Raw genomic sequence first — 25,757 nt, 5'->3', positions numbered from 1 at the left:
AGATTCAATTACGAAATTACACACAAAGAATTTTAGAAAGGAAATCAAAGATGGCTGCTAAAGACGTTAAATTTGGTAATGACGCACGAGTTAAAATGCTGGAAGGTGTAAACGTTCTGGCTGACGCAGTAAAAGTAACACTGGGTCCTAAAGGACGTAATGTCGTTCTAGACAAATCTTTTGGTGCACCAACTATCACTAAAGATGGTGTATCAGTAGCGCGTGAAATCGAGCTGGAAGATAAATTCCAGAACATGGGCGCACAAATGGTTAAAGAAGTTGCGTCTAAAGCAAACGACGCAGCGGGTGACGGTACAACAACAGCAACGGTACTAGCGCAATCTATCGTTAACGAAGGTCTAAAAGCAGTCGCAGCGGGCATGAACCCAATGGATCTTAAGCGTGGTATCGACAAAGCTGTTGCCGCGGCAGTTGAGCAACTAAAAGAGCTTTCTGTTGAATGTAACGACACAAAAGCGATCGCGCAGGTTGGTACTATCTCTGCAAACTCAGACGCAAGCGTAGGTAATATCATTGCAGAAGCAATGGAGCGTGTGGGTCGTGATGGCGTTATCACGGTTGAAGAAGGTCAGGCGCTACAAGACGAGTTAGACGTAGTAGAAGGTATGCAGTTCGACCGCGGTTACCTGTCTCCTTACTTCATCAACAACCAAGAATCAGGCAGTGTTGATCTAGAAAACCCATTCATTCTTCTAGTAGACAAGAAGATCTCAAACATTCGTGAGCTTCTTCCAACGCTAGAAGCTGTCGCGAAAGCATCTCGTCCACTGCTTATCATTGCAGAAGATGTAGAAGGCGAAGCGCTAGCAACATTGGTTGTGAACAACATGCGTGGCATCGTAAAAGTTGCAGCTGTGAAAGCACCTGGTTTCGGTGACCGCCGTAAAGCAATGCTACAAGACATCGCTATCCTAACTGGCGGTACTGTGATTTCTGAAGAGATCGGTCTAGAGCTAGAAAAAGTTGCACTAGAAGATCTAGGTCAAGCGAAGCGTGTTTCTATCACGAAAGAAAACACGACTATCATCGATGGTATCGGTGAAGAAGAGATGATCTCTGGCCGTGTTGCTCAGATTCGTCAACAAATCGAAGACGCAACTTCAGACTACGACAAAGAGAAACTACAAGAGCGCGTAGCTAAACTGGCTGGCGGTGTTGCAGTAATCAAAGTTGGTGCTGCGACTGAAGTTGAAATGAAAGAGAAGAAAGACCGTGTAGAAGATGCGCTAGCCGCAACTCGCGCAGCGGTTGAAGAAGGTGTTGTTGCTGGTGGTGGTGTTGCACTTATCCGCGCGGCATCTAAGATTGCTCACCTAACGGGTGACAACGAAGAACAAAACGTTGGTATCCGCGTTGCACTACGTGCAATGGAAGCGCCAATCCGTCAAATCACGAAGAACGCAGGTGAGGAAGACTCAGTTGTTGCGAACAACGTGAAAGCGGGTGAAGGTAGCTACGGCTACAACGCGGCAACAGGCGAATACGGCGACATGCTAGAAATGGGTATCCTAGATCCAACTAAAGTTACTCGTTCTGCACTACAATTCGCAGCATCGGTTGCAGGTCTGATGATCACAACTGAAGCGATGGTTACTGACCTACCGCAAAAAGACGCGCCAGCGATGCCTGACATGGGCGGCATGGGTGGCATGGGCGGTATGGGCGGCATGATGTAAGCCAGCTTATCTCATCGCTCTAGGGAAACCTTATAGCGGAAAGATAACCGACCAAACCCTTAAAAGTCGAGGCAGATGCCTCGACTTTTTTATGCGTGTCACCTGAGAAACATGACGTTCTGGTGTGGCTTATCATGAAATTTTTGAGCGTAAAAAGCGCCATTTCAGAAGCAAAAAATCGAAGAGAAATATTTTTTCTTTTGAGTCAGATGGTTAAATCTGACCTATTACTAACACTTTTTGAACGGGGACAGAGCAAAATCTGAACATTACACTATGTTGTAAATTGTTGCTTCCCATCATGGAGATGAAAATGAAAAAGCTTATGACGTCATTGGCGGTTGCAGCCGCTATCGCATCACCTGTTGCTTTTGCCGACAGTACACCTGTGATGTTCTCTACTATCGATAACACAAACGCACCCTCTAATTCTTCAGTAGGTGGCGTTCGTTTAGCTGTGTTGCATGGGCAGGTAAATGAGGTTAAAGGTGTCGACTTTTCACTGCTTGGTATGTCAGAAACGGATCGTACGACAGGTGTGAACTTCGGTCTGTTTTTTGGTGCAGCAAAAGTAAATCAAGAAATGAAAGGCGCGTCTTTAGGCTTAGTTAACTGGAACCAAGGTCAGACGACGGGTGTTAACTTGGGTGCTGTTAACATTACGAACAACGTAAAAGGCTTGAACTGGAGCGCGGTGAACTATTCTGAAGGCTACACCATGGCGGATGTGGGCTTAGCGAGTATCTCTAAGAAGTCTAATTTCCAGTTTGGTTTCTTCAACATGACCGATCAAATCGATGGCGTGCAAATTGGTCTTTTGAACTGTGCGGATAACGGTTTCTTCAAGTGTTTCCCACTCATCAACTTTGCTAAGTAATCCCTGAGAAAGTCAGAATCTTTATATACAGAAAGCCCTCGATGTTCGTCGAGGGCTCTTTAATTACTGATGAGATGAAGCGAGTTTCTCGGAGCGTTAACTATTTAATTAATCGTGATGAAGTTTTGCGTTGTTGAATTCTTTGATGAACACCGCGGCGTAATGCTTTGATGTGGTTTTCTGCTTTATCCACACCTAACAACACGGTTAGTGTCAGGAGAGTAATAACCACCGACTGCGTTAAATAACCCAAACCTATCATCAAACCTAAACCTGCTAGCACCCATATTACAGCCGCGGATGTTACGCCATGGATTTTTCCATCAAGTGTCATCATAACGCCAGCGCCTAAGAAGCCGACGCCAGTAATGATCTGACCAAGCACTCGTGCTTGATCAAGTGTATTTGGCGATAACGACACTGCCATCGACATAAACAGGTAGGTGCCTGAAATAATTAATATTGCTGTGCGAATGCCAACCGGTTTACCACGAGTTTGGCGCTCTATACCGATCATGAGCCCATTAATGGCGCAGCATAGTAGGGCAGGCCAACTGAATGGGCCAAGATCGAAAATTTGTTCGAATGCTGTATGCATCTTGACCTCCAAAAGTGCGGAGTATGCATAGACTTACCGTGCAAAGCGAACAAAAATAATCAATCTAGACGACAAATTTAATTGAGCGTCAGAGCTTACTCTAAATGCAAATCCAACGGCGTTTTACTTGGCCTGCCACCAATTTCTCGTGTGAGTTTTGGTACCAGATAACCCGATACACGCGTGATGAGTCCGCGCATAATAGCTTTCGCTTCTTCGTCCGAAATAAAGTAGTGCGCTGCGCCTTGCACCTTATCAAGAACGTGGAGGTAATAAGGCAAGATACCCGCGTCAAATAAGGCCTCACTTAACGCCACTTGAGCTTCTACCGAATCATTCACGCCTTTCAGCAGAACGCCTTGGTTTAGAAGCGTAACGCCCGCTCTTTTGAGCTTGAACATCTGTTCAGCAAATTCGTCATTGATTTCGTTGGCATGGTTGATGTGAGTGACGAGGATGATTTGTAACCTTGATGCTTGCAAAAGTTGGCATAGTTCATCAGTGACTCGAGCAGGAATCACCACAGGTAAACGGCTATGAATACGCAGACGTTTGATGTGAGGAATGTGAGCAATGTGCTCTAAAAGCCAATGAATCTCATCGTCTTTTGCCATTAATGGATCACCACCTGAGAAGATGACTTCGTTCAACTCTGGTTGTTGTGCCATGTACTCTAAGCACTTGGTCCAGGCTTGTTTCCCGCTTTTGTTCTCTTGATAAGGGAAGTGACGACGAAAACAGTAACGGCAATTTACCGCGCAGCCACCTTTGACAATCATCAGGGCGCGGTTGCGATACTTGTGTAGCAGGCCAGGGACTTCATTGTCCTGCTCTTCCAATGGATCATTGGAGTAACCCGGATGCACCTCAAATTCGTCGCTCAGTGGTAAAACCTGACGTAAAAGAGGGTCTTTAGGGTTGCCTTTCTCCATCCTATCGACAAAACTTTGAGGTACACGCTGTGCAAACAGCTTGCGCGCGGCAAACCCGTCTTGCCACGGTGAAGGATCAATTTCCAGTATTTCGAGCAATTTTGCAGGATCAGAGATCCCATTCGCCAACTGTTTGAGCCAGTTTTGCTCAACAGATTCGACTTTTCGGGTTATTATGTGCGGCATTGAATTTAGCTCTAAGAATGTAAGAGGAAAAAATGGCTACAGTTAGCACCAATGAATTTAAAGGCGGTCTTAAGTTAATGCTTGATAACGAGCCTTGTGTAATTCTGGAAAACGAATACGTTAAACCAGGTAAAGGCCAAGCGTTCAACCGTGTTAAAATTCGTAAACTTCTTTCTGGTAAAGTGCTAGAGAAAACATTCAAGTCTGGTGACACTTGTGAAGTGGCAGACGTAATGGATATCGACCTAGATTATCTATATTCAGACGGCGAATTCTACCACTTTATGAACAGTGAAACGTTTGAACAGATCGCAGCGGATGCAAAAGCGGTAGGTGAAAACGCTAAGTGGTTGGTAGAAAACAACACTTGTATGATCACACTTTGGAACGGTAACCCAATTACTGTTACTCCACCAAACTTCGTTGAGCTAGAAGTTGTAGACACAGACCCAGGCCTGAAAGGTGATACTCAAGGTACTGGCGGTAAACCAGCGACGCTATCAACTGGCGCTGTTGTTCGTGTTCCTCTGTTCATCTCAATTGGTGAAGTGATTCGCGTAGATACTCGTACTGCTGAATACGTAGGTCGTGTGAAGTAAGCACTTTATATGATTGTTAGAAAGGTCGCTTCGGCGGCCTTTTTTATTGCCTGTGATTCTTCTCTTTTAATCCCTCTGCGTAAAACATCGATATCCTCCGCAAATTTTTGATGATTTTGTATTATTCGTAAAAATCTTATTTATTCCATGAATCTGTCGATTATTCCTTAATGTAACATTTTGATACATTAGTACTTGTTGCTGAGTTGCATAGCAATCTGATTTTTATCGATTTAACTCAGTAACAATCCAAAAAAGGAGAACAAAATGGAAAGCAGAGGTTTAGGAAGGGGTTTAAAGGTGGAAGAAAGACGTCAGTTACTACATAAAGGATTAAAAGCAGCCGTATTTGGCGTACCGCTGTTGGCAATAGGCTTAACGATTAATAGCTCGGTGCTGATGACCGATGCGGGTTACAGCTACGTGCATCAGAATAATATTACTGGTGAGTTGGATGTGTTTACTGAACCTGGCATTCATTTTCGTATGCCATTTCTGTCCAAAATCACCAAGTATGACCAAGTGATCACCGTGTCATTCGGTAACAGCAAGGGCGAAGATTTTTATCAACGTCTTGATGCGATTCAGGTTCGATTTGCCGACACCTATATTGGTCAGATCCCCGTAACATTCCGCTTTAAGCTCAGTAATGACCCTGAAGCGGTGAAGAAGATGCATAAAGAGTTCCGCAACAACAGTAACTTGATCGATGCGCTGCTTGTAAAGAACGCACGTAACGTAACGGTGATTACCGCAACCCAATACACGGGTGAAGAGTTTTTCCAAGGTGGTTTGAACCAGTTCAAATCGAAACTTGGCGATCAGTTACGAGAGGGGATTTATCTAACAGAGCGACGTCAGGTTGAAGTGGAAGAGTTGGATCTTGCGCCTGTTGGGGCGAATCAAGCCAATCCGAACCAATTACAGCGCACCAATCAACTGGTATGGAAAACTGTGCCAGTCGTAGACAAAACCGGGCAACCAATTCGTCAAGACAATCCGTTACAACAATACGGTATTCAAGTGACGCAGGTGACCATTGGTGACCCGCAGCCAGAAAAGCAATTAGATCAGTTATTGGCAGATAAAAAGCGTCTAGTGGCGGATCGTATTCGCGCGATTCAGGAACAAGAAACGTCGAAAGCACAGGCAGAGACAGAGCAGTTACGCAAAGAGATTCAACGAACACGTGAGGTGCAAGACGCTCAGCGTGGTAAAGAACTCGCAATTATTGCTCAGCAAAAAGAAGTGGAAGTTGCACGTCAGATTGCAGAGCGTGAAATCGTTGAAGTGGAAAAAACCAAACGACTTGCTGAAGTCGAGAAGGAGAAAGAGCTAGCTATCGCAGAGGCTAACTTAGCGATTCAAAAAGCGAACGCACTTTCTGCTGAGTTTGAAGCGAAAGCGATATTAGCGAAAGGTCGCGCAGAATCTGAAGTCCTTAAAGGTAAGTATGCGGCGTTAGGAGCAAACCGTGAAGTTTACTTGGCAGAATTGAATCGAGACGTAGCGAACTCGCTGTACAACAATTTGCAAAACTTCCAAGTTCAGATGCCACAAAATTACATTGGTGGAAGTGACGAAACGGGCTTGAAAACAAACCTAGATGTGATTACTGGCTTTGGTGCTCTGGGTCTTATGGACCAGACAAAGAAGGTCACACAGCAATAAGATCATGGGTGGTCAAAAGCTTAAAAAGCAAAAAGATCATAGGTAACCCAAAGCAATAAAAAAGCTGGCATTTAGCCAGCTTTTTCTTTTTTGGTCAGTCTCTTAAATCATGAAGATAAAGATAACTGCTAGTGCAGTGATGAGGCCTGCAAATGCATAGCATGCAATTTTACCAATCACACCAGTGTGGAACTTAAGGTCGTGCATGCCGTGGTGTACACGGTGCATTGCATGCCACATTGGCAATGCTAGCGTGCCAATGATGAATAGCGCACCGATGATGCTGGTTGCGAATGCGGAGACACGCTCGTAGCTCATCGCTTCTGCATCAATCACGCCTAGTGGGACCAAGATGCCCAGCACCAATACCGTGATTGGCGTGATCATCGCGAACCAAGTACCACCTGCGCCAAACAGACCCCACCAGATTGGCTCATCAGAACGTTTTGGTGATGTGTTTACACTATAATTCGGTTTCATTGCTCAGCTCCTTACACCACGATGAGAACGATCAGTGAGATAAACGCAACAGCGGCCCACTGAGTCAATACGATGATCTTCTTGTCCACTGGTTTGCCTTTCAAACGAATTGGCATTACTTGTGGCATCATGCTGAAGAAAGTTTGAGCGTGGAATAGGCTACCGAGTAGTGCAACGATGTTGATTGCGACTACGATTGGGTTCGCCATGAATGCTAACCAACCTTGCCATGCTTCAGGACCTTTCACCAAGCAACCTAAACCGAAAGTTAGGAACAGAGTGAATAGGATTAACGGAAGCACCGTAGCTTCGCGTAGCATGTAGAAGCGGTAGAAAGGATGGTTCTTCCACCAAGTGCGTTTTACTTCACGAACGTAAGGTTTACGATTGCTCATCCTTATGCCTCCACTTTCTTTGGTGAACCATCAGGTTTCAACATAGCAATCACGAAGTCCATAGAAGACTCCACTTTGCCTTGGTTTACTGCCGCTGCTGGGTCAACGTTCTTCGGACAAACTTCAGAACAGTAACCAACAAACGTACAACCCCAAGCACCGTTTTCACCGTTGATAAGCTTCATGCGCTCATCTTTACCGTTGTCACGGCTGTCTAGGTTGTAGCGGTGGGCTAGCGTTAGTGCAGCAGGACCGATGAACTCTGGGTTAAGACCAAACTGAGGACATGCTGCATAGCACAGACCACAGTTGATACAGCCAGCGAATTGCTTGTATTTCGCCATCTGTTCTGGCGTTTGCAAGTTCGTACCGTCTTCTGGTTTACGATCGTTACCAATGATGTATGGTTTGATTGCTTCTAGGCGCTCGATGAATGGCGTCATATCAACAATCAAGTCTTTCTCGATTGGGAAGTTCGCTAGAGGCTCGATAGTCACGCCGTCTGGGTAGTCACGTAGGAAGCTCTTACAAGCAAGTTTCGGTACGTTGTTCACCATGATGCCGCAAGAACCACAGATCGCCATACGGCAAGACCAACGGTAAGACAGATCTTTGTCTAGGTGGTCTTTGATGTAGCCAAGTGCGTCAAGCACAGACATGGTTTCATCGAATGGTACTTCGAATGTTTGCTTGTATGGTTCTGCATCTTTTTCTGGGTCGTAACGCAGGATGTCTACTTTTTGAATGCGATTTGCTGACATTATGCTTGCTCCTCTGCGTTCTTCTCTTCAGCCGCGGCTTTTTCTGCTGCTTCACCGTATAGACGAGCTTTTGGTTGTGACTTAGTGATGGTCACATTGCTGTAATCGATACTTGGTGCTGACTCTGGCTTGTAGAAAGCAAGTGAGTGTTTTAGGAAGTTCACGTCATCACGCTCTGTACAACCATCGTCTAGACGTTGGTGCGCGCCGCGAGATTCTTTACGTAGAATCGCAGAGTGAACCATCGCTTCTGCGACTTCTAGGCCGTAACCCACTTCGATTGCATATAGAAGGTCTGTGTTGAACACTTTACCTTTGTCTTTGATGCTGATGCGTTTGTAGCGTTCTTTCAACTCAGTGATTTTGTCGATAGTCGCTTGCATCAAATCTTCTTGGCGGTAGATACCACAGCCCGCTTCCATGGTGTGACCCATTTCTGTGCGGATCTCTGCCCAGTTTTCGTCGCCTTCTTGGTTCATCAGTTTTGCGATGCGTTCTTCAACGGCTTTGACTTGCGCGTCAATTGCCGCGTCGTTCCAGCCTTTGAATTCTGCCGCACGTTTCACTGCGTTTTCACCAGCTACGCGGCCAAATACTACGAATTCAGCCAGTGAGTTAGAACCTAGACGGTTTGCACCGTGAAGACCAACAGACGCACATTCACCCACCGCGAATAGGCCTTTAATGCGAGTTTCACAACCGCCGTCCGTTTCAATACCACCCATCGTGTAGTGAACGGTTGGACGAATTGGAATTGGCTCTTTTGCAGGGTCCACGTTTACATAAGCTTTTGCTAGCTCACAGATGAACGGTAGACGTTCTTGTAGGTACTCTTCACCAAGGTGGCGAAGGTCTAGGTGCACCACGTCACCCAGTGGGTGTTTGATGGTGTTGCCTTTCTGTTGTTCGTGCCAGAAAGCTTGAGAAACTTTGTCACGAGGACCCAGTTCCATGTATTTGTTCTTCGGTTGGCCAACTGGAGTTTCAGGGCCCATGCCGTAATCTTGTAGGTAACGGTAGCCATTCTTGTTAACGATGATACCGCCTTCACCACGACAACCTTCCGTCATCAGGATACCTGTGCCTGGAAGACCGGTTGGGTGGTATTGAACGAATTCCATATCACGTAGAGGAACGCCGTGACGGTAAGCCATTGCCATACCATCGCCCGTTACGATACCGCCGTTGGTGTTACAGTGGTAAACACGGCCCGCGCCACCTGTTGCTAGAACAACCGATTTTGCTTTGATAGTAACAAGCTCGCCTTCAGACATGTGAATAGCAATCAGACCTTGAACTTCGCCTTCATCAACAAGCAGATCCACCACAAAGTACTCATCAAAACGTTTGATGTTGCTGTACTTCATTGATGTCTGGAATAGCGTATGAAGCATGTGGAAGCCAGTTTTGTCTGCAGCGAACCAAGTACGTTCAACCTTCATACCACCAAAGCGGCGTACGTTGACTTCACCGTTCTCTTTACGACTCCATGGGCAACCCCATTGCTCCATTTGGATCATTTCGCGAGTCGCGTTCTCTACAAAGTATTCAACAACATCCTGTTCACATAGCCAGTCACCACCGCCAACAGTGTCGTTGAAGTGGTTGTCTAAGCTATCTTCATCCTTGATAACTGCTGCTGAGCCACCCTCTGCAGCGACCGTGTGGGAGCGCATTGGATAAACTTTAGAAATCAGAGCGACTTCTAAGTCTGGGTTTGCTTCAGCCGCTGCAATAGCAGTACGAAGACCAGCGCCGCCTGCGCCGATGACTGCGATATCTGTGGTGATAATTTGCACAGTTATCCTCCAGTGTGTGATTGCGGAAATCCGCTTGTTATTGTCATTACGAGGCGCTCCTTAAAAAGAACTCCCCAAAAGTAGTAGGGTTAGTGTAGATGAGCCACATGGCAGAAAAATTGATGTAATTGGGTTTTTGCTTCGGTAATGCACTTAAGGGCATAGAATTTATAGGTTATGTGACTGCTATCACGGCATCGAGGTTTTGGCCCTCAAGCATTAACATTAGGGATGTTAAACCCGTGTTGCGTGACATTAACCGCATGGATAATAGGATTTTAACTGAGTGTTTTTTGTTCTGCGGCACGAGTAATGCTTGCCTCAAATTTGCGAGCACATTAGTAAAAAGAAGAAGGGATATTCCTCTCTTCTTGAAGAGTAAAAAGCATGTAGAATGAGACTTTCCTCGCTGAATTAAAGTTTGAGAGACTTGTTATGCAAACCAACTGGCAACCTACTGCTTCCATTGACCAACTTCGTCAACGTGCGACGTTAATCGCGTCGATTCGACAATTCTTCGCTGACCGACAGGTGATGGAAGTCGATACGCCAGCCATGAGTCACGCAACCGTGACTGACATCCATTTGCATACTTTCCAAACCGAGTTTGTTGGCCCAGGCTATGCCGATGGCAGTAAGCTGTTTTTTATGACCAGCCCAGAATTCCATATGAAGCGCCTTTTGGCTGCGGGCAGCGGTTGTATTTATCAAATCAACAAAGCATTTCGTAATGAAGAGAATGGTCGCTACCACAACCCTGAATTCACGATGTTGGAGTGGTATCGCGTTGGCTTTGACCATCATAAATTGATGGATGAAATGGATGACCTGTTGCAGCTGGTATTGAAGTGTGGCGCAGCGCAGCGCATGACGTATCAGCAAGCCTTCATTGATGTGTTGGGTGTGTGTCCACTGGAAGGCTCGATGACTGAGCTGAAAGCGGCGGCAAGCAAGCTGGGTTTGAGTGACATTGCTGAGCCAGAAGAAGATCGCGATACGCTGCTGCAACTACTATTTAGCGTGGGAGTAGAAAACAAAATTGGTCAGGACGTGCCGGCTTTTGTGTACGACTTCCCTGCATCACAGGCGGCGCTTGCGAAAATCAATCCTCAAGATCATCGCGTCGCGGATCGTTTTGAAGTGTACTTTAAGGGGATAGAGCTGGCGAACGGATTTCATGAACTGGATAACCCGAAAGAGCAATTAGCGCGCTTTGAACAAGATAACGCAAAGCGTATCGAAATGGGTTTAAAACCACAGCCGATCGATTATCATCTGATCTCTGCACTGGAAGCAGGGTTGCCAGATTGTGCAGGGGTCGCGTTGGGTATCGATCGTTTGATCATGCTGGCGCTAGGCTGTGACCACATTGATCAAGTGACGGCCTTTCCATTTCCAATTGCATAAGGACGTCCAATGAACCTGACGGCTGCACGTTTCGTCATCTTTAGCTACGCCATATTGATCGCTTTTTTATCTCTGAGTTCAGGTGAACTGCAAGACTGGGGCAATATCGCGTATCTCGACAAAATGCAGCACGCTATGGCGTATAGCGGCTTTGCGTTTTTAGGTTGCTTTTGCGTGTGGCGTTGGCGTCAACGTTGGGCGGTGGCGATTGGTATTTTGCTATTCAGCGCCGTTATTGAGTGGTTGCAAGGGTATGTAGGGCGACAAACTTCTTGGTTAGACCTTGTCGCCAACTCAACTGGCATCTTAACTGGTCTGTTATGTTACCGTATTTGGAGCCTCTATCGACCTAGGTTGGTGAAGTCGCTATACTCGATTCGTTAATGAAGAGGGAACACGATAACAATGAAAACGCGCGACAAAATCGTCTACGCGGCACTGGAGTTGTTCAACCAACATGGTGAGCGAAACATCACCACCAATCACATTGCCGATCACATCGAAATTAGCCCTGGTAATCTGTATTACCACTTCCGCAATAAGCAAGAAATCGTTCGTGAGATCTTTGCGCTTTATTCAGCAGAACTTTTAGAAAGATTTACCCCTATTCAAGGTTCGCAAGAGAGCCTGACTATGCTGAAGAGCTACCTAGACTCTATTTTTACCTTGATGTGGAAATACCGCTTTTTCTACGCAAACTTACCAGAAATCTTGTCACGAGATGAACAGCTACACGAACAGTACATCGATGTGCAAGAGAAGCTGCAAGCGAACCTCATTGCTATTATGCAAGAGTTCGTAACGATGAAGCTGTTGAATGTCGATCAACAACAGTTGAAGTCATTGGTATGTACATTACACTTGATTGCGTGTAGTTGGTTGGCGTATCAATCCGCGATGGCTTCAAAAACCAACATTACCGAGCAAATGGTGAAGCAAGGGATGTTGCAGATGCTTAATGTCGTTAAGCCATTAGCAACTGAGCAGGGCTTAGAGCAGCTACTGTTATTAGAAGATGCGGTTAGCAATCTACACAGTTAAACGTCAAACTGCTTAATATTTCGAGAGTCACTCTCATTTTCGAGTCGTGGCTCGAGTTGACTTGTCAAATATGCCACGCACAATAGTCCCATACGCTAAAAACCCTTGCAGGGATAAGATTCTCGATAAAGGAACTATCGCCCCATGAATTACGACATTTTTAATGGTGATGCTGATGGCATCATTGCTCTTCTACAATTGCGTTTGGCTGATCCTGTCGATGCCCAGTTAATAACCGGTGTAAAGCGCGACATCAAGCTGGTGGAAAAAGTAGACGTGCAAGCGGGTGATGAGCTGACTGTGTTAGACATTTCGATGGAAAAGAACATGGCAGGTCTAGAGCAAGCTTTGGCTCAAGGCGCGCACGTCTTTTACGCCGATCATCACAAAGCGGGCGACATTCCTCAGCATGGTAATTTGGATGCGCACATCGATCTCGATGCCAACATGTGCACGGCGTTGATTGTCGATAAGTTGCTTGATGGGCGTTTTCATGACTGGGCGATTACGGCGGCTTATGGCGATAACATGATTGCTAAAGCCGATGAGTTAGCGAATAACGCGGGCTTGTTGCAGCAACAGAAAGAGCAGCTAAAAGAGCTGGGTACTTTAATTAACTACAACGGCTACGGATCGAAGGTCGAAGATTTACACTTTCCCCCTGCGGAGCTGTACCGAGCTTTGCTGAAGTACACGTCACCATTTGAAGCTATTGAAGATACGGCCTCGCCATACTACCAATTGCAATCGGCTTACCAACAAGACATGGAGGCGGCTCTCGCAGTGCCTGCCATGCATGAGAGCGGTAAGCTGAAGTTGTTTGAGTTACCAAACACGGCGGCATCACGCCGAATCAGTGGTGTTTATGGCAACTGGCTAGCAAACCAAACCCCTGACTCTGCGCATGCGGTACTTACTGAAAATTCAGATGGGACTTATACGGTTTCACTCCGTGCCCCATTAAACAATAAACAAGGTGCCGTTGCCGTGTGTGGTCAGTTCCCGACAGGTGGGGGGCGAGAGGCGGCGGCAGGAATCAACGCGTTAAGCAAAGATGATGTGAATGCTTTTATTGATGCGGTAGAAACCTACTACGCATAGCGTTTTCCAAAACATGAATACAACAAAGGAGCCGAGTGGCTCCTTTTTTATGACAAGTCAATAAGTCAGATAATCAGCGCTTTAACCAAGGTTTCGGATTCTGCGCTTCACTATTACGACGAATTTCGAAGTACAGCGATGGCCTGTCTTGACCGCCCGTATCACCCGCGAGAGCAATCACTTCGCCTGCGGTGACTCGGTCGCCTTCTTTTTTAGTTAAGGCTTGGTTGTAACCATAGAGGGTCATGTCACCTTTGCCGTGGTCGAGCAGTACCACTAAACCGTATCCGCGCAGATACTCCGCAAATACGACAGTTCCGGGATAAACGGCTTTCACTTGTTGACCATAGTTGGCAGACAGCACCATGCCCTTCCAGTTTACCTGCCCGGTTTGTCGCGTACCAAAGTTGTGTAACACACTGCCTTTGAGTGGCCAAGGCAACTTACCGCGCTGTTTGCCGAGTCCGTCCATTGGCACCGCATTACGCTTCGCTGCTTTGGCGATCTCTGCTTTTAAACGGGTTTCGTTGCGTTGCAGCTCGGCTAAGTAGCGTTTGTCATTCTTGATACTGCTCTGAATTTTATTCAGGGTTTGCTTACGCTTGGATTGTGTACTCGCTAGCGCTGTACGTTTTTCGGATTGCTGCTTGAGCAGAGTCTCGATTTGCTCTTTTTCTAGCTCGAGTTGGTTTTTGTTGTGCGCTAATTCTTGGGTTATTTTGGTGATCGCATCAATCACTTCAGCACGTGCTTTAGCTAAATGCTGGAAGTATTGGCTCATGCGGTCTTCTTCCACACCTTGATTTAACAAGTGACCATTGGCTTTCGCTCGCTCGGTTACGTAATACGTTTGCAGTAGCTGTTTGAGTTCTTCTTCTTGCTCTTGACGCTGTGCTTCTTGCAAGGCAATTTTCTCTTCCAGGTTTTCTATGTTTTTGTCTGCTTGCGCGAGATTAGACTTGGTTTGTCGTATTTCACGCTCAAGCTTAGAAATTCCAAGCTCTTGATCTTTTAGTGACTTCTGTAACTCATTGAGCTGCTTTTCTTGGGAAGAGAGCGATTTGCGCTGGCGGCTTATCTCACTGGATACGCCTTTGAGCTCTTGCTGACTCACAGCAGAGGAGGTAATGGGATAAGTGGCAGATAAAGCACAAGTTAATAAAATAGCCGAGCGTAGAACAGGGTGATTTTGTTTTCGCACTTGAGAGTTACCTACCACGTTGTTGTCAAAAAGGTTTGTTGACGATTAAATACCATCTCCATGGATAAAGCTTTGCGACTTGCCGTTAAAGCCTTGATCCATATCGAGAGAGGGTTTGTCCGTTTTTGGACGTCCGACGATTTTTGCAGGCACGCCAGCCACCGTTGTGTGAGGAGGCACGGCTTGCAATACCACAGAGCAAGATCCGATTTTCGCGCCTTCACCGACTTCGATATTGCCAAGAATCTTTGCACCAGCTCCGATCATCACACCCTCGCGAATTTTCGGGTGACGATCACCGCATTCTTTACCAGTACCACCAAGGGTGACATCTTGCAGTATAGACACGTCGTTTTCGACCACGGCAGTTTCACCAATCACGATGCCTGTTGCATGGTCGAGCATGATACCACTACCAATGCGCGCTGCAGGGTGAATATCGACCTGACATGCTACCGAAATCTGATTTTGTAGGTAAGTCGCAAGAGCGTGACGACCTTGCTTCCACAGCCAGTTTGCTACTCGGTAGCCTTGCAGTGCGTGATAGCCTTTTAGGTACAGCAATGGCATTGAGTACATTGAAACAGCAGGGTCGCGATTGACCGTGGCACAAATATCACAAGCCGCGCCGTCAGTGATGGTTGGATCAGCTGCAAAGGCTTCTTCAACCACTTCACGCACAGCCATCGCTGGCATGGAAGCGGTGTTCAATTTGTTAGCCAGAATATAACTCAGAGCGGCACACAAACTTTCATGCTTGATAATGGTGGCATGATAGAAGCTCGCCAGCATAGGCTCTTGTTCTGACATTTCACGGGCTTCTGAGACAATTTTGTTCCAGACTTTTTGTTTTTCGCAGTGTTTCATTCTCAATATCCAGAGTGGTTCTTCCGTGACCCGACAACTTCAATTTTTCTCAGATGAGCTGCAAAGGGCGGTAGATTGCTACTTTCCTTCGGCTTTTTTGTCACGAGCAAGTAAATCTTGCGCTGCTAAGCGCGCATCTTTTCCTTGATACAATACTTGATAAATTTGATCAACTATCGGCATCTCAACACCCATACGTTGAGAGAGTAGCCATACTTCTTTTGTATTGCGGTAACCCTCAACCACTTGGCCAATTTCTTCTTGAGCCGTATCAACGTCTTTACCTTGGCCTAATGCCAAGCCAAAGCGTCGGTTACGTGATTGGTTATCGGTACATGTCAGGACAAGATCGCCTAAACCTGCCATGCCCATAAAGGTTTCTGGCTGTGCACCCAGCGCAGCACCAAGGCGACTCATTTCAGCCAAGCCACGAGTAATTAATGCAGTACGGGCGTTGGCGCCAAAACCAATACCATCAGACATACCCGCACCAATCGCAATAACGTTTTTCACAGCGCCGCCCAATTGCATACCAATAAAGTCACTATTGGCATATACGCGGAAGGTTTTGCTACAGTGGATTTTTTCTTGTAGATCCGCAACAAATTCAGAATCTGGAGACGCAACTGAAATTGCAGTCGGCATACCCATTGCGAGCTCTTTCGCAAACGTTGGGCCAGACAATACTGCTAGTGAGTAGTTTTCACCGATAATGTCATAAGCAACGTCTTTCAGTAGGCGCCCCGTTTCAGGTTCAAGCCCTTTGGTTGCCCAACAGATGCGAGAGTCTTCGCGCAAGAATGGTTTACAGCTGTTTAGCACGATGCCAAAGACATGGCTTGGAACCACAACCAACAAATCTCGGCTTGCTTGAACGGCTTTTTCTAAATCCGATTCAATGATCAAGCTTTCAGGGAAATCAACACCTGGTAAGAAGGCATGGTTAGCTCGGTCTGCTTCTAGGCGAGCCATGTGCTCTGGCTCGTGTCCCCAAAGGACAACGTTCGCGCCGTTACGAGCGAGTGAGATTGCCAAAGAGGTGCCGTATGAGCCTGCGCCAATCACAGTCATTGCGATGTCTTTACCGTAAGCATTGTTTGTATTTGCTTGTGTCATGCTACCGCCTAATTGTCTTGCTACTAGTAGAATCTAGTTCCTAATCGTCAAATTTTACGCCTTCTGACGATTAGGAACTAGGAACTTTTGTCAGAAATAAAAAATGCACATTGCATCGAATGGTAGACGCTCTGTGCATTTTATTTGAGTCGGTGACGTCAGCACTGTGGCTATTCGTCACTTATAAAACGTGAATTACGCTTCAGCTTCGCCTTGTTGAGCTTGCTGTTGTAGGTAGTTCATGAATAGCGCGTCAAAGTTTACTGGCGCTAGGTTCAGTTGAGGGAACGTACCTTTAACGACTAGGCTTGAGATAGTTTCACGAGCGTATGGGAATAGGATGTTCGGGCAGAATGCGCCTAGGCAATGTGCAAGTTGACCAGCTTCCATTTGTTCAGCAGTGAAGATACCACCTTGTTGAACTTCACATAGGAACGCAGTCTCTTCTTCGTTCTTCACAGTAACGGTTAGGCGTAGAACAACTTCGTAAACGCCTTCACCAAGTTCACGGCTTTGAGTGTCTAGGTCTAGTTTAACGTCTGGGTTCCACTCTTTCTGGAAAATTACTGGAGAGTTCGGCGCTTCAAAAGAAACGTCTTTTAGGAAGATGCGTTGAATTGCGAAGTTTTGTTGTGCGTCTTGAGGTGCTGCTTCAGCCATTTTTTAATCCTTAAATCAATATTTGTTGAGCCTAGAAACGTCTAAGCTCAGAAAACTGGTATGTCCTGAGACTAACTGAGCCAATCTACCTTGACTAGATGAAGCGTGTATTACGTGCAAAGCGTCACAACTTAGTGCTCCAACTGCTTTCAATTTGCTCAGTTTTTTGTCCGCGAGGCTTGGTAAAAGCGCGTTTAAACGCGAACTTTCGTTCTTGCCACGTTCCTACTTTTTACCGCGAACTAACGGCAGGTTCGCTTCGTTCCACGCAATCAAACCATTTTTTAGTAGGCTCACTTTTTCGAAGCCAGCTTTTACTAATAGGTTTGCGCTTTCTTGAGCGGTCTGTCCTGTCTTGCATACCACAATGATTGGGTCTGATTTGTGGTTTTCAAGGCTACCCAAGTTACCCGCTTTGATGTCTGACGGTAAAATGTGAAGTGAGTCGGTGATATGACCTTTTTTGAACTCGTCCTTGGTACGGATATCCACTACAACGCCGTTTTCACGGTTCATAAGATGAGTCAGTTGGTTTACGTTGATTTCTTTGTATGCGGCTGTCGCTGACTTCACGATGTTCATGATAAAGGCGACAAGAAGACCTACCCAAACCAAAGATAGAATCATGTTCTGTTGGAAAAATTCAATGTACTCTTGCATGTCTTGAGCTCTTACGCTGTTGGCGGAAAAATAAAGCAGGAGTATAGCGAGGTTACGGCTCTTAGGCGAGAGGGTTAAAATTTTCTAACGAATAATTGAGATCTCTATAAACCCTTTATGCCCTTACTATCCGTACATTTTGCTCTGGTAGCTTGATTGCTTTTGCCTATTGGACTTATCGGTTTAAGTGACTTCTGTTTTACTGAGAAAAGAGAACAATAGGTATTAACCCATCTTGTTTGATGTTGCTTTAAATGAGCGCTGTTTCAAGTGCAAAAATAAGAATGAGAAGCGTAAGAAAACCGAACTTAGACTGGGGTGTACAAAGCGTATTAGAAATGACTATGCTTGTGGAACACGATTGTCGGCACTGACTCGTTGTTCGCTTAACTTGTAAGATAGCAACAATAAATCGCAAACATTATTTGATCTTAACCTACAGTTTTGGTTAAAAAGTGTAGTAAAATTACGCTAGTTTTGTTTCAAGGTTAGATAGGGCAGCGAGGCCCTACGCCAAAAGTTACTTAAATTTGATGAGGTCATCACTATGTCAGCTAAGAAGCCACTGGCTCTAGTTATCCTTGACGGTTACGGTTACCGTGAAGACACAGCAAGTAACGCAATTGCGAATGCGAAAACACCAGTAATGGATGCTCTGATTGCGAATAACCCACACACATTAATCTCTGCTTCAGGCATGGATGTTGGCCTTCCTGATGGTCAAATGGGTAACTCTGAAGTTGGTCACACTAACATTGGTGCAGGCCGCGTTGTATACCAAGACCTGACTCGTATCACTAAATCAATTGCTGATGGTGAGTTCGAACAAACGCCTGCGCTAGTTGAAGCAATCGACTCTGCTGTGAAAGCTGAAAAAGCAGTACACATCATGGGCCTGATGTCTCCAGGCGGTGTTCACTCTCACGAAGACCACATTTACGCTGCAGTTGAAATGGCAGCGGCGCGTGGCGCAGAGAAAATCTACCTACACTGCTTCCTAGACGGCCGTGACACACCACCACGTAGTGCTGAAAACTCACTACAACGTTTCCAAGACCTATTTGCGAAACTAGGTAAAGGCCGCGTTGCTTCTCTAGTAGGTCGTTACTACGCAATGGACCGTGACAACAACTGGGATCGCGTCCAAGTTGCTTACGATCTTCTAACTCAAGCTAAAGCTGAGTTCACAGCAGAAACGGCAGTTGCAGGTCTAGAAGCGGCTTACGCTCGTGAAGAAAACGACGAATTCGTTAAAGCAACAGCTATCAAAGCGGAAGGTCAAGAAGACGCAATCATGCAAGATGGTGATGCGGTTATCTTCATGAACTACCGTGCTGACCGTGCACGTCAAATCACTCGTGCATTCGTTCCTGCGTTTGACGGCTTTGAGCGTGCAGTATTCCCAGCAATCAACTTTGTGATGCTGACTCAATACGCGGCTGATATCCCTCTAGCTATCGCATTCCCACCTGCGTCTCTAGAAAACACTTACGGTGAGTGGCTATCTAAACAAGGTCAAACTCAGCTACGTATCTCTGAAACAGAGAAATACGCACACGTGACTTTCTTCTTCAACGGTGGTGTTGAGAACGAATTTGAAGGCGAAGAGCGTCAATTGGTTGCTTCACCAAAAGTTGCAACGTACGACATGCAGCCTGAAATGAGCTCTCCAGAACTAACAGATAAGATGGTTGCGGCTATCAAGTCTGGTAAGTTCGATACCATCATCTGTAACTACCCGAACGCAGATATGGTTGGTCACACTGGCGTTTATGAAGCGGCTGAGAAAGCAATCGAAGCTCTAGATGAAAGTGTGGGTAAAGTGGTTGAAGCAATCAAAGAAGTTGGCGGTCAACTATTGATCACTGCGGACCACGGTAACGCAGAAATGATGATCGACCCTGAAACTGGCGGCATCCACACTGCTCATACTAACCTACCAGTACCTCTAATCTATGTAGGTGACAAAGCGGTTGAATTCAAAGAAGGCGGTAAACTGTCTGACCTTGCACCAACCATGCTTTCTCTAGCTGGTCTAGAAATCCCAGCAGAAATGACGGGTGAAGTACTAGTTAAATAATTAACTAACGGCTCCGAATGACAAAAGCCCGAGTTTAAACTCGGGCTTTTTTGTATCTGGCAGTAAGGGCTGGTCTGTAAGGTTACTGAACCAAAATGCCAGCACCAATCACAGCTAGGGCTGCGCCCAACCATGCAAATCGGTTTGGTCGGCGTTTAGTGTAAATCCAGAGCAGTGGTAGCAACATAATTGGCGTGGTTGAAGATAGAAGTGCAACCATACCTACATTTCCTTCTTGCAGTGCGTATAAGATTAGCGTCATGCCGACGGCCATCGCCAAGAAACCATTAAGGGCAGTAATACCAAATACGCGCCAAGTAATGTGTTGCGTCGAGCGAGCGACTTTGACCCCTAGAACTAACAACATGCTGTGGGCGAAAAAGGCACTGATCATTCGAATAGCAGAAGCCGCAACTGGGTCAATACTGGTTTGCATTACTGGCTTGGCGATAATGCCTCCCAATGCTTGGCACATTGCTGCGGTTAAGCCAAGTCCAATACCTACCCAGATGTTACCTTTAATGTCTTCCAAGACGTTATTCACTTGACCTCTTCGGCCAAAGAATATCGCCATCACCACGCCGCTAAATACCAATGATGCGCCCAGTAGTTCTATTGTGGTCATGACTTCGCTAAATAAGAAGTAGCCCAAGATGGCAGAGAACACGGCGTGGCAAGAGAAGAGTAACCCGGCTTGTCTTGGCCCCATACGATTCAAACACGCGAATAGAGCGGTATCGCCAATAAAAATACCAATCAGTCCTGAGGCCATCATTGGCGTTACATGTTCCCAAGAAACCGTTAACCAGCCGCCAGTTATCCAGGCCATTGTTGATAAGATCACGGCCGTACAGCCCATGCGCCAGCGGCTGTAAGAAAAAGCGCCTAGGTGTTGTGCAGGAATGACCGAAATTAGGCTAGAAACTGCCCACAGAAAAGCGGCGCATAAAGCAAGCCATTCGTAACCCATGATGTGTCGACGTCCTTGTAGAGTAGAGGAGTCTTAATATGCACGAAATTTATGGGATGTAAAAGCCGCTCTGTAAGGGCAGTAGCTGGAGAGCAGCTCCATGACAACACGCTTTTTCATGGAGCTCTTCGATTAAAACAGTACCAAAACTGCGCCATACACGATAAGTAGACCAATCAAACCGAGAATCAGGCCTACTTTCGCCATGTCTTTGCTCTCGATGAGGCCTGTTGAATAAGCCAAAGAGTTTGGTGGTGTGGAAACCGGTAAGATCATGCCAAGTGATGCGGAGAAGGCGACGACAACCAGTAAACCTTGTAGGCCACCAACCGCAATAAGGCTTGGCATGGATGTACCAATAGCGGCAGCAATAGGCATCAATAAGTTTGCCGTTGCGGTATTAGACATAAAGTTCGCCATTAACCAGCACACTACCGATAGGGCTAAAACAACGGCAAATGGTGATAGCAGGCTGTAATCAATGGCGTGCGCTAATGCTTCGGCTAAGCCCGTTTTGTCTAAGGCAATGCCAATTGCTATACCACCGGCAACTAGCCATAAAACATCCCAGTTAATCAGCTTGAGCTCTTCTTTTCCCATAATGCCCGTTAACGTGAACACTGCTAGTGGGATAATCGCGACAACGTATGTATTCATGCCATGCACTTTCGTTGTCATCCAAAGCGAAATGGTTAGTGCAAAAGTGATGTAGACGACGATCGCACGCCAGCTCCTTTTGAATGTACCATCTAGCTTTAGTTTCATTTCTGGTTCGCTAGACGGAAACAGCTTTTGCAACAAGAACCAAGCTACAGTGAGTTGTACCAACACAAATGGTAGACCCATTGTCATCCACGATAGGAAGTCTATCGCGTTTTCTCCAGTGAGATATTGAAGCGCTATCGCATTAGGTGGCGTGCCTATCGGAGTCGCAATGCCGCCTGTATTCGCGGCAATTGGAATACACAACACCAGTGCTTTAATGCCTAAATCCCCTTTAGGTGCTGAAGCGACGATGGGGCCAAGCAGGGCTAGCATCATCACGGTCGTGGCAGTATTGGACATAAACATTGAAAAAACGGCGGTAATTAACATCAAGCCCAGCATGATGAACTTAGGTTGGGTGCCGAATGGTTTTAATAGTACTCGGGCGAGGTTGTTGTCGAGCTCGTATTTGGAAGCCGCAATCGCAAGAGCAAAACCACCCATAAAAAGAATAATGATCGGTGAAGAGAAGGCCGAGAAAATATCGGTGTAAGCAATTAACTCTCCTAAATCATGCCCCGCTGGTGGATTGCGAAATAGATGCAAACCTTTATCCGATATCATGATCAGTTCAAGAGCGATAATAAGAATGGACGTAGCAAAAACGGGAACCGGCTCGAGAACCCAAAGTAGGGCAGCAAGAAGAAAAATAGCCAACAGGCGATGCTGAATTAAAGTGAGATCGTTAATAGGAATAGCATCGATCGGCATCATCAAAACACCGAGCGGAATTAAAAAGCACACCAGCAATTTCGCCAACGTGTTTACACTCATCTTTGGCATTGGCTGCCCCTCTAAATATTCATTCTAAGCGCAGGATAATTGATTGTGGAATGAGGGTCTTAGAGGCAGGTATGAGTTTGAGAAATAGAGGCTAAATTTCGAACGGAGTTTTGCTTTTTATCAATAAAAAGAGCCCTTAATAAAGGGCTCTTTAACGGTGTTTTACTTATTTTTTCAAGGCGTAAGGTGTGCCCATAACGGTTGGCTTACCGTTTTCCATGCTTGCGTCAAACTCAATCGCGTCTTTGGCAAACAGGTTAATAACAGTAGAACCCAGTTTGAAGCGGCCCATCTCTTCACCTTTTTTCAAGATCACGGCCTTGTCACCCTCTGCTGGGTAATCCCATTTGTAGACAGTGTTTCCACGAGGCGGAGTGATCGTGCCAGCCCATACTTGCTCAATGCTACCAACAATTGTCGCACCAACAAGCACCTGTGCCATTGGACCAAACTCAGTATCGAAGATACACACCACACGCTCGTTACGTGCAAATAGGTTCGGTACGTTTTCTGCTGTCAGAGGGTTTACTGAGAACAGGTCACCTGGTACGTAAATCATTTGGCGCAGAGTGCCGTCACATGGCATGTGTACACGGTGGTAATCGCGCGGAGATAGATACAATGTGGCAAAAGAACCATCTTTAAATTCGTCCGCTAAATTCGCGTCACCGCCCAGCAATTCTTGTGCTGAGAAGTGATGACCTTTTGCTTGGATAAGTTGACCATCTTCAATAGGGCCAAACTGGCTAACACAAGCGTCGGCTGGATGAGTGATGACGTTTTCGCCTTCAGAAATTGGGCGTGCGCCTTCTTTTAGCTCACGAACGAAAAACTCGTTGAACGTTTTAAAATGCTTAGGATCTGAGTGCTTTGCCTCATCCATATTCACATTGTATTGTTTGATAAACCAACGAATAACTGCTGTTGTTAGACCGCCAGCTTTTGCTGAAGCCAGTTTACCCATTAGGCGAGTGAGGCCGTGTTGTGGGATCCAGTACTGCAGTCCAACTTTAAACTTGTCCATCTTTAATTCCGATACTTCTGTTAGATTCGCGCTTTAGGGCGCGTGATGTTACTGAAATTTAATTTGCTTGTCAGTATTAGGTGAAGACTTTTTACACAGTTACAGCCTTAACTCAATTACAGATCGGCTTTTTTATTACGTGAATACTGACGATTTGCTTTATTTTCAACCATGCTTTCCAAAATGCGATGATAGTTTTCAAAGCGAGTTTCGTTAATTTCCCCGTTCTCGACAGCTTCACGTAGAAGGCAGCCTGGGTCATCATTGTGTTTACAATCTCGGAACTTGCAACCACCTAAATATGGTCGAAATTCAATGAATGCTTTTGTTACTTCTTCTGCTTCCAAATGCCAAAGACCAAATTCACGTACTCCAGGTGAGTCGATCAAATCGCCACCCGTTGGAATGTGGTATAAACGTGCAGCCGTCGTGGTGTGTTGGCCCAAGCCAGAGTTCTCAGAGACTTCGCCTTCTTCCACTTCGCTCTCTAGTTCCGGCATTAACGCGTTGACTAAGCTGGATTTCCCTACGCCTGATTGACCAACAAAGATATTAATTCGGTCACGCAGCAGGGTTTCTAGTTCAGCAATGCCTTCTCCAGACTTCTTGCTGACCAGAAGCACTTTATAGCCAATACGTTCATATTCTTTGAGCCATTCTTCATACATTGCACGATCATCGGCTTCTAGAAGGTCGACCTTATTTAAGACCAACAATGGCGCAATATTCAGTGTTTCTGATGCAACGAGATAGCGGTCAATAATATTTAGCGATAGCTCTGGTAATACCGAAGAGACAATGACCATTTGATCAATATTGGCTGCAACGGGTTTTAGGCCATCGTAATAATCTGGACGAGTGAGCACTGAAGAGCGAGGTTCTACCGCTTCAACAACACCAGAGATGCCCGCCATAGACTCCAATCCTTCGCGCCATAAAACACGATCGCCAGATACTAGAGACTCAATACCACGGCGGAGGTTACAGCGTTGAATTTCGCCTGTTTCAAGGTCTTCAATGTCCGCGTGCTGACCAAAACGAGTGATCACGAGACCTTGCTTGCTGGCGCCTAGCATGTTTTCATCCCACTGGATGGACTCTTCTTGCTTCTTCAAACGCTTTTGTTGGTTGCTACGTACGCGTCGCACCTGACCTTTGGTTAACTTTTTCTTCTTTGCCACAATTCTGTACTTTATGTGAATTTACTCAAATGGTTGAGCCGTACTCTTGGCTCCGTGTATGAGTATCGTGTTTCTCGTATTTTGAGGTATAGTACCTCTTTTATCGATAAACAAATAGGCGGCGTAACCATGTCCTTTAGCGATCAAAACCTAATTTGGGTTGATTTAGAGATGACAGGGCTTGATCCTGAAACGCACAAAATCATCGAAATTGCTTCTATTGTCACAGATAGCGAACTAAATATTTTGGCTGAAGGTCCAGTGTTAGCGATTCATCAGCCGGAAGAAGAACTGGTGAAAATGGACGACTGGTGCACTAATACGCATACGGCAAGCGGTTTGGTGGAGCGCGTTCGAAACAGTCAAATCTCAGAACAAGACGCAGTCGCACAAACCATTGAATTTTTAGAAAAATGGGTGCCGAAAGGAGCTTCGCCAATATGTGGTAACAGCATTGGGCAGGATCGCCGCTTTTTATACAAGCATATGCCTGAGTTGGAAGAGTTCTTCCATTACCGATATGTTGACGTTAGTACTCTTAAAGAACTAGCACGTCGCTGGCAACCTGAGGTGCTAAATGGGTTCACAAAACAGGGAACACATTTGGCCTTGGACGACATTCGTGAGTCCATCGCAGAACTTAAGTACTATCGAGGTACTATTTTCAAGATTTAACTGTTAAGGTTGCGATCCAAATTGTTGTAATTTATATCGCTTTTGATTGCTTTTTCGTCGTTCAGTAAAAAAATAAAGTTTTTTTGAAGGAAGGACTTGCATCACAAAAAAATGCTCTTATAATTCGCAGCCCTAAACAGCGGAAACGTTGTTGATGCGACACTAGCTCAGTTGGTAGAGCGCAACCTTGCCAAGGTTGAGGTCACGAGTTCGAACCTCGTGTGTCGCTCC

General features: G+C 45.9%; 25 protein-coding genes and 1 tRNA gene. 11 read left to right on the top strand and 15 right to left on the bottom strand.

Annotation, left to right across the window (positions count from 1 at the left end):
- Positions 1–50: 50 nt before the first annotated feature.
- Positions 51–1,697, top strand: a complete 1,647-nt coding sequence (groL, locus tag R8269_RS17410) for a chaperonin GroEL (protein WP_005381509.1) — start codon at positions 51–53, stop codon at positions 1,695–1,697.
- A 313-nt stretch (positions 1,698–2,010) separates the two neighbouring features.
- Positions 2,011–2,574, top strand: a complete 564-nt coding sequence (locus tag R8269_RS17405) for a VC2662 family protein (RefSeq protein WP_005381507.1) — start codon at positions 2,011–2,013, stop codon at positions 2,572–2,574.
- A gap of 100 nt (positions 2,575–2,674) precedes the next feature.
- On the opposite strand, the gene R8269_RS17400 is transcribed toward R8269_RS17405, so the two are convergent.
- Entirely contained in the window at positions 2,675–3,172 is a 498-nt protein-coding gene (locus tag R8269_RS17400; RefSeq protein WP_005381504.1) for an MgtC/SapB family protein, read from the bottom strand.
- Positions 3,173–3,267: 95 nt separating this feature from the next.
- Positions 3,268–4,290: an EF-P beta-lysylation protein EpmB gene (gene epmB, locus R8269_RS17395; protein ID WP_005381502.1), complete on the bottom strand. Its 1,023-nt coding sequence runs from the start codon at positions 4,288–4,290 to the stop codon at positions 3,268–3,270.
- Positions 4,291–4,322: 32 nt separating this feature from the next.
- Between epmB and efp the strand changes: the two genes are divergently transcribed.
- On the top strand, positions 4,323–4,889 hold the full coding sequence (gene efp, locus R8269_RS17390; protein WP_005381500.1) for an elongation factor P: 567 nt from the start codon (positions 4,323–4,325) through the stop codon (positions 4,887–4,889).
- A gap of 267 nt (positions 4,890–5,156) precedes the next feature.
- The gene (locus R8269_RS17385) at positions 5,157–6,560 is read left to right on the top strand and encodes an SPFH domain-containing protein (protein WP_005381498.1); all 1,404 of its coding nucleotides are present in this window, start codon (positions 5,157–5,159) and stop codon (positions 6,558–6,560) included.
- Positions 6,561–6,662: 102 nt separating this feature from the next.
- On the opposite strand, the gene frdD is transcribed toward R8269_RS17385, so the two are convergent.
- From frdD to frdA, 4 genes are read right to left on the bottom strand one after another with little or no spacing between them, the layout of a single operon-like run.
- Entirely contained in the window at positions 6,663–7,040 is a 378-nt protein-coding gene (gene frdD, locus R8269_RS17380; RefSeq protein ID WP_005381493.1) for a fumarate reductase subunit FrdD, read from the bottom strand.
- A gap of 11 nt (positions 7,041–7,051) precedes the next feature.
- Complete coding sequence (gene frdC, locus R8269_RS17375; RefSeq protein ID WP_005381491.1) at positions 7,052–7,435, bottom strand: fumarate reductase subunit FrdC; 384 nt, start codon at positions 7,433–7,435, stop codon at positions 7,052–7,054.
- A 2-nt stretch (positions 7,436–7,437) separates the two neighbouring features.
- A complete protein-coding gene (locus R8269_RS17370; protein ID WP_005381489.1) occupies positions 7,438–8,196 on the bottom strand; it encodes a succinate dehydrogenase/fumarate reductase iron-sulfur subunit in 759 nt (252 codons plus the stop codon).
- Positions 8,196–9,995, bottom strand: coding sequence for a fumarate reductase (quinol) flavoprotein subunit (gene frdA, locus R8269_RS17365; protein ID WP_005381487.1), 1,800 nt, complete (start codon positions 9,993–9,995; stop codon positions 8,196–8,198). Before frdA ends, R8269_RS17370 begins: the two co-directional genes overlap by 1 nt.
- Positions 9,996–10,430: 435 nt before the next feature.
- Between frdA and epmA the strand changes: the two genes are divergently transcribed.
- The 4 genes from epmA to R8269_RS17345 all read left to right on the top strand — a co-directional run bounded on the left by epmA (position 10,431) and on the right by R8269_RS17345 (position 13,544).
- On the top strand, positions 10,431–11,402 hold the full coding sequence (gene epmA / locus R8269_RS17360) for an elongation factor P--(R)-beta-lysine ligase (protein ID WP_005381485.1): 972 nt from the start codon (positions 10,431–10,433) through the stop codon (positions 11,400–11,402).
- Positions 11,403–11,411: 9 nt separating this feature from the next.
- Positions 11,412–11,786 carry a VanZ family protein gene (locus R8269_RS17355; RefSeq protein WP_005381482.1) on the top strand — a complete coding sequence of 125 codons (375 nt, stop codon included), beginning with the start codon at positions 11,412–11,414 and terminating at the stop codon, positions 11,784–11,786.
- Between the two features lie 21 nt (positions 11,787–11,807).
- On the top strand, positions 11,808–12,443 hold the full coding sequence (locus R8269_RS17350; RefSeq protein ID WP_005381480.1) for a TetR/AcrR family transcriptional regulator: 636 nt from the start codon (positions 11,808–11,810) through the stop codon (positions 12,441–12,443).
- Between the two features lie 144 nt (positions 12,444–12,587).
- Positions 12,588–13,544, top strand: a complete 957-nt coding sequence (locus R8269_RS17345) for a DHH family phosphoesterase (RefSeq protein ID WP_258476759.1) — start codon at positions 12,588–12,590, stop codon at positions 13,542–13,544.
- A gap of 73 nt (positions 13,545–13,617) precedes the next feature.
- Here R8269_RS17345 and R8269_RS17340 read toward each other — a convergent pair whose 3' ends face one another.
- From R8269_RS17340 to R8269_RS17320, 5 genes are all read right to left on the bottom strand, one after another.
- Positions 13,618–14,763, bottom strand: a complete 1,146-nt coding sequence (locus R8269_RS17340; protein ID WP_258476758.1) for a murein hydrolase activator EnvC family protein — start codon at positions 14,761–14,763, stop codon at positions 13,618–13,620.
- Positions 14,764–14,790: 27 nt separating this feature from the next.
- A complete protein-coding gene (cysE, locus tag R8269_RS17335; RefSeq protein ID WP_005381475.1) occupies positions 14,791–15,612 on the bottom strand; it encodes a serine O-acetyltransferase in 822 nt (273 codons plus the stop codon).
- A 78-nt stretch (positions 15,613–15,690) separates the two neighbouring features.
- The gene (gene gpsA, locus R8269_RS17330; protein ID WP_005381474.1) at positions 15,691–16,728 is read right to left on the bottom strand and encodes an NAD(P)H-dependent glycerol-3-phosphate dehydrogenase; all 1,038 of its coding nucleotides are present in this window, start codon (positions 16,726–16,728) and stop codon (positions 15,691–15,693) included.
- 195 nt (positions 16,729–16,923) lie between these two features.
- Positions 16,924–17,388, bottom strand: coding sequence for a protein-export chaperone SecB (secB, locus tag R8269_RS17325; RefSeq protein WP_005386410.1), 465 nt, complete (start codon positions 17,386–17,388; stop codon positions 16,924–16,926).
- 225 nt (positions 17,389–17,613) lie between these two features.
- Positions 17,614–18,048: a rhodanese-like domain-containing protein gene (locus tag R8269_RS17320; RefSeq protein ID WP_005381472.1), complete on the bottom strand. Its 435-nt coding sequence runs from the start codon at positions 18,046–18,048 to the stop codon at positions 17,614–17,616.
- A 547-nt stretch (positions 18,049–18,595) separates the two neighbouring features.
- Between R8269_RS17320 and gpmM the strand changes: the two genes are divergently transcribed.
- Positions 18,596–20,128, top strand: a complete 1,533-nt coding sequence (gene gpmM, locus R8269_RS17315; RefSeq protein ID WP_005381471.1) for a 2,3-bisphosphoglycerate-independent phosphoglycerate mutase — start codon at positions 18,596–18,598, stop codon at positions 20,126–20,128.
- An 82-nt stretch (positions 20,129–20,210) separates the two neighbouring features.
- On the opposite strand, the gene R8269_RS17310 is transcribed toward gpmM, so the two are convergent.
- The 4 genes from R8269_RS17310 to rsgA form a co-directional block, all read right to left on the bottom strand.
- A complete protein-coding gene (locus R8269_RS17310) occupies positions 20,211–21,098 on the bottom strand; it encodes a DMT family transporter (protein ID WP_005381469.1) in 888 nt (295 codons plus the stop codon).
- A 132-nt stretch (positions 21,099–21,230) separates the two neighbouring features.
- The gene (locus tag R8269_RS17305) at positions 21,231–22,646 is read right to left on the bottom strand and encodes an SLC13 family permease (RefSeq protein WP_213915369.1); all 1,416 of its coding nucleotides are present in this window, start codon (positions 22,644–22,646) and stop codon (positions 21,231–21,233) included.
- A gap of 166 nt (positions 22,647–22,812) precedes the next feature.
- Positions 22,813–23,670 carry an archaetidylserine decarboxylase gene (gene asd, locus R8269_RS17300; RefSeq protein ID WP_005381465.1) on the bottom strand — a complete coding sequence of 286 codons (858 nt, stop codon included), beginning with the start codon at positions 23,668–23,670 and terminating at the stop codon, positions 22,813–22,815.
- Between the two features lie 116 nt (positions 23,671–23,786).
- Complete coding sequence (gene rsgA, locus R8269_RS17295) at positions 23,787–24,851, bottom strand: small ribosomal subunit biogenesis GTPase RsgA (protein WP_005381463.1); 1,065 nt, start codon at positions 24,849–24,851, stop codon at positions 23,787–23,789.
- 129 nt (positions 24,852–24,980) lie between these two features.
- On the opposite strand from rsgA, the gene orn reads away from it, so the two are divergent.
- Both orn and R8269_RS17285 read left to right on the top strand, forming a co-directional pair.
- Complete coding sequence (orn, locus tag R8269_RS17290; RefSeq protein WP_005381461.1) at positions 24,981–25,526, top strand: oligoribonuclease; 546 nt, start codon at positions 24,981–24,983, stop codon at positions 25,524–25,526.
- Between the two features lie 156 nt (positions 25,527–25,682).
- Positions 25,683–25,755, top strand: a tRNA-Gly gene (locus R8269_RS17285).
- Positions 25,756–25,757 lie beyond the last annotated feature (2 nt).

The sequence above is a fragment of the Vibrio sp. Vb0667 genome, from assembly GCF_033391095.1.
This window is presented reverse-complemented; position numbering and strand designations above follow the sequence as displayed.